Here is a 5242-nt window from a genome sequence, read left to right on the forward strand (position 1 = left end):
CCGCGCGGGGAGGGGATTGGTTCAAGGGGGGATTGGGGGGTGGGGCCCCACCCCCTCCCAGCCTCCCCCATCAAGGGGGAGGTGTGGCTCCGCGTTTCTGGCACGATATTGCCCAGCCCACGGGGTAGCATCTCCCCCTAGATGGGGGAGACCCAGGCAGAGTGCGGCACGGGCGGAAGCGTGGATGGACGAGACAGGCCCGGCAATGACGGGGTGGGGGCGTGTTCGCGCCCTCAATCCCGCTTCAGCACCGCCACGTAAAACCCGTCTGTGCCGGTGAGGCGGGGGGTGAGCGCAAGTCCGCCCTCGGCGGTTTCAAGCGCTTCGGGGAGGGGGGCGCCGAAGGCGGCTTGCCAGAGGTCCTGCGCAGGAACCGGGGCAAAGCCGGAATGGGCGGCGCGGAAGGCGGCGATCTGGTCGTCATTCTCCTCGGGGAGAATGGAGCAGGTGATGTAGACCAGCACGCCGCCGGGCTTGAGATAGCGCGCGCCTTCGACCAGGATGGCCGCCTGTTCGGCGCGGCGCTGGGCCAGAAGTTCGGGCGTCAACTTCCACTTGGTGTCGGGGCGGCGGCGCCAGGTGCCGGTGCCGGTGCAGGGCGCATCGATGACGACGCGGTTCATTTTGCCGGTGAGATCGTCGAGCGCGCCCGGCTGGGGCGCGCGCACCTGCACATTGCGCACGCCATTGCGCTTGAGCCGGTCGTAGATGGGCGCAAGGCGGGTGCGGTCGCTGTCAAAGGCGAAGATCTGGCCCTTGTTGAGCATGGTGGCGGCCAAGGCCAGGGTCTTGCCGCCGGCGCCGGCGCACAGGTCGAGCACCTGCTCGCCCGGACGGGCCCCGGCGAGCGCGGCCACGATCTGGCTGCCCTGGTCCTGCACCTCGAACCAGCCCTTGAGATACCCCTCGTCGCTGGTGACATTGGGGGTGCGCGCATCGCGCGGCCCGGCTTGCATGGTGACGCCGATGGGCGAAATCGCCGTCTCGCGCGGATGAAAGCGCGCCAGCGACTTCATCACCCGGTCGCGCCCGGCCTTGAGCAGATTGACGCGCAGATCGAGCGAAGGCCGGCCGGCCATGTCCTGCCCCTCGGCAATCCAGTTGTCGCCAAAGGCGCGTTCGAGGCTGGGCACCAGCCATTCGGGCATGTCGGCCAGCACGAAACCGGGCGTGTCGTCGGGCAATTGCCCGATCAGGCGGGCCATCTCGTCGGCACTGAGCGGGGTGGGGGCGTGGGCATCGCCGGCAAAGCTCTCATCAAGGGCCGCCGGGTCCTCGCCCCAGTCGCGCACCGCCACGGCCAGCACCAGCGCGCGCGGGGTGTCGGCGCCCATGAGGGCGGCATGGGAGGCGCGGCGGCGCAGCGCGTCATAGACCAGATTGCCGATGGCGGCGCGGTCGCCGGCACCGGCGAAGCGGTTGTTGAGTCCCCAGGCCTTGAGCGCCTCGGACACCGGGCGCTTGCGTGTCTCCATGTCGGTCAGCACGGCGATGGCGGCGGAAAGGCGACCGGGAAGGCGCATGGGAACACTCGGGGCAAAACAGGATGGAACGAGCCATAGCCGCAATCGCGGCGCGTTCCAAGAGCGGCGGCGGGGCGGCCGGAGCCGGGCGCGGCAAGATATTTTCCACACCCATGGCGCAAACCCGGCATTTGCCCCTATAGTGGCGCGGCTAAAGCGACCCGATGCTGATTGCGGGGCCGCATCACATGACACTAAGTTGTTCGCAGAAATATTGATCGTCGTCGTCCTGACAATCGTCAACGGCTTGTTGGCTATGTCGGAACTGGCAGTCGTTTCCTCTCGTCCTGCGCGCTTGCGCGCCATGGCCGACCAGGGCAACAGGGGCGCGGCCACGGCCATCGCGCTGGCCGAAGACCCCGGCAAATTCCTCTCCACCGTCCAGATCGGCATCACGCTTGTCGGCATCCTGTCCGGCGCCTTCTCGGGCGCGACCTTGGGTACGCGCCTCACCGAATGGCTGATCTCCATCGGCCTCAATGTCGGGGCCGCCAATGTGCTGGGCGTGGGCGGGGTGGTGGTGCTCATCACCTATCTCTCGCTCATCATCGGCGAACTGGTGCCCAAGCAGATCGCCCTGCGCGATGCCGAGGCGGTGGCCTCGCGCGTCGCCGGGCCGATGAAGCTGCTGGCCACCATCGGCTCGCCCATCGTCTTCGTGCTCGATCTTTCCGGCAAGCTGGTGCTGCGCCTCCTCGGCCAGAACGGGGAATCGGAGGAGCGCGTCACCGAGGAGGAGGTCAAGACCATCATCGCCGAGGCGACCACGGCGGGGGTGATCGAGACCGACGAGCATTCCATGATCGCCGGCGTCATGCGCCTGGCCGACCGCTCGGCCCGCGGGCTGATGACGCCGCGGCTCGATGTGGAAGTGCTCGATCTTTCCGACGATTCCGACGAAATGCGCCAGGCCATCCTGAGCAGCCACCGCTCGCGGCTGCTGGTGCGCGATGGCGACGCCGATTCCATCATCGGCGTGGTGGCGGTCAAGGACCTGATCGGCGTCTTCGCCAATGGCCAGCCGCTCGATATTACGCGGCTGGTGCGCCCGGTGCCGGTGGTGATGGACCATGCCGACGCGCTCGACGTGGTGCGCGCCATCCGCAATTCCACCGTGCACATGGCGCTGGTGGTGGACGAATACGGCCATTTCGAAGGCATCGTCACCTCGGGCGATATCCTCGAAGTCATCACCGGTGTCTTCCAGGAGGAAACCGGGGAGGACCCGGCGCTGGTGCAGCGCGAGGACGGCTCGTGGCTGGTGGCCGGCTGGATGCCGGTGGACGAATTCAGCGACGCGCTGAAGGTTTCCATCCCCCGCGACGCCAAGTTCGAGACCGTGGCCGGCTATGTGCTCTCCATCATCAACCGCCTGCCGGCGGTGGGCGAGACCTTCGAGTATAATGGCTGGAAATTCGAAGTGGTCGATATCGACGGAAGGCGCATCGACAAGGTGCTGATGACGCGGCTGGAATAGGGGCCACAGGCTTTCCACCGGGGGCATGGCGCGGCGCAGCCGTGGATTGCCCCCGGTGGAAAGCCCGGCAATGACGGTGGGGCGGTCTTGGAGGCTTAATCAGCCAGCGGACTGCCGGAAAAAGCTCAAATATCCTCGAACTTGCCCGTGGCCAGGTCGAACAGCCGCCCGTTTTCGGTGAGGTCGGGGCTGAGCATGTCGATGAGGCGCGGAGCGATGTCGGCGGGGCTCGGCAGGGTCGCCGGATCTTCGCCGGGCATGGCCTTGGCCCGCATGGCGGTGCGCACGGCGCCGGGATAAAAGACATTGACCCGCAGCTTGGTCTGGGCGACTTCGCCGGCATAGGACTTGGCCATGGCGTCGACCGCCGCCTTGCTGGCGGCATAGAGCCCCCAGAAGGGCCGGGCCGAGCGGGCCGAGGACGACGACACGAAGACCGCGCGGCCGGCGGCGGACTGGCGCAGCAGCAGGTCGGTGGCGCGCAACAGCCGGTAATTGGCGGTGACGTTGATCGCGAAGACCTTGTCGAAATCTTCCGGCTTCACATGGGGCAGGGGGCTCAATATGCCGAGCTGGCCGGCATTGGCCACCAGCCCGTCCAGCGCGCCCCAGCGCTCGAAAATGGCCGCGCCCAGCCGGTCGATGGCATCGCCGTCGCGCAAATCGAGCGGCACCAGCGTGGCCGACGAACCCAGGTCCTGAATTTCATCGTCGAGCTCTTCAAGCCCGCCCACGGTGCGCGCCACGGCCACCACATGGGCGCCGCGCCGAGCCGCTTCGAGGGCCGCGGCATAGCCGATGCCCCGCGAGGCCCCGGTGACGAGAACGACCTTGCCGGCAAGATCCTGTTGCTGGGTCATCAGCCCGCCTCCTTGAGCAGCGAAAGCTTCTTCGGCTCGTTCTTGGTGCGCCCATTGTGATCGGTCAACTGCGTCGGATAGTCGCCGGTGAAATAATGGTCGGTGAATTGCGGCGCGTCGGGATTGCGCTTCTGCCCGCCCACCGCGTCGTAAAGTCCGTCGATGGAGAGGAAGGCCAGCGAATCGGCGCCGATGAAGCGGCACATCGAATCCAGGTCGGCATGCTGGTTGGCCAGCAGCTTTTCGGGATCGGGCGTGTCGATGCCGTAATAGTCGGAATAGTGGATCATCGGGCTGGCGACGCGGATATGCACCTCGGTCGCCCCGGCATCGCGCATCATCTGCACGATCTTGACCGAAGTGGTGCCGCGTACGATGGAATCGTCGATCAGCACCACGCGCTTGCCGGCGATTTCGGCGCGGTTGGCCGAATGCTTGAGCTTGACCCCGAAGGCGCGGATGGACTGGGTCGGCTCGATGAAGGTGCGGCCCACATAATGGTTGCGGATAATGCCCAATTCGAAGGGAATGCCGCTCTGCTGGGCGTAGCCGATGGCCGCCGGCGTGCCGCCATCGGGCACCGGCACCACCACATCGGCCTCGACCGGGGCCTCCTTGGCCAGGTTGATGCCCATATGCTTGCGGGCCGAATAGACGCTGCGCCCGGCGACGATAGAATCGGGGCGGGCGAAATAGACATATTCGAACAGGCACGGCCGCTCGGGCACCTTGCGGGCCGGCTTGCGCTCCTCGACGCTGATCGAGCCGTCCGGCTGGATCTCGCAGATGATGACCTCGCCATTCTCCACGTCGCGGATATAGCGGGCCCCGATGATGTCGAGCGCGCAGGTTTCCGAGCAGAAGATCGGCTTGCCGTCCAATTCGCCCATGACCAGCGGGCGGATGCCCACCGGATCGCGCGCGGCGATGAGCTTTGTGCGCGTCATCGCCAGCATGGCGTAGCCCCCTTCCATCTGTCGGATGGCGTCGATGAAGCGATCGGTGGTGGAGGCGTGGCGCGAGCGGGCGATGAGGTGGAGCACCACCTCTGTATCGGAGGTGGACTGGCAGATGGCGCCGGTGGCGATGATCTGGCGGCGCAGCGTCAGCCCATTGGTGAAATTGCCATTATGGGCAATGGCGATGCCGCCGTCTTCCAGCTCGGCAAAAAGCGGCTGCACATTGCGCAGCGCCACCTCGCCGGTGGTGGAATAGCGGGTGTGGCCGATGGTCATGGAACCGGGGAGCTTGGCCAGCACGGCGGGGTTGGTATAGTGGTCGCCCACCAGCCCCATATGCTTTTCCTGGTAGAACTGGCGCCCGTCGAAGCTGGCGATGCCCGCCGCTTCCTGCCCGCGATGCTGAAGGGCATGCAGGCCCAG

Annotated in this window: 4 protein-coding genes; 1 reads left to right on the forward strand and 3 read right to left on the reverse strand. The window is 66.7% G+C overall.

The features are described from left to right. Positions 1 to 233: 233 nt before the first annotated feature. Positions 234 to 1523 (reverse strand): RsmB/NOP family class I SAM-dependent RNA methyltransferase, encoded by a 1290-nt coding sequence (locus VDP82_RS13515; protein ID WP_323015373.1) that lies wholly within the window; start codon positions 1521 to 1523, stop codon positions 234 to 236. 214 nt (positions 1524 to 1737) lie between these two features. On the opposite strand from VDP82_RS13515, the gene VDP82_RS13520 reads away from it, so the two are divergent. Then, positions 1738 to 3000 (forward strand): hemolysin family protein, encoded by a 1263-nt coding sequence (locus tag VDP82_RS13520; protein ID WP_323015374.1) that lies wholly within the window; start codon positions 1738 to 1740, stop codon positions 2998 to 3000. Positions 3001 to 3125: 125 nt separating this feature from the next. Here VDP82_RS13520 and VDP82_RS13525 read toward each other — a convergent pair whose 3' ends face one another. Beyond that, complete coding sequence (locus VDP82_RS13525; RefSeq protein ID WP_323015375.1) at positions 3126 to 3860, reverse strand: SDR family NAD(P)-dependent oxidoreductase; 735 nt, start codon at positions 3858 to 3860, stop codon at positions 3126 to 3128. After that, positions 3860 to 5242: amidophosphoribosyltransferase (gene purF / locus VDP82_RS13530; protein WP_323015376.1), on the reverse strand; the 1383-nt coding region annotated here is incomplete at its 5' end. The genes VDP82_RS13525 and purF, both read right to left, overlap by 1 nt.

Origin of the sequence: Devosia sp., assembly GCF_034675085.1 — a bacterium.
Classification (GTDB): domain Bacteria; phylum Pseudomonadota; class Alphaproteobacteria; order Rhizobiales; family Devosiaceae; genus Devosia.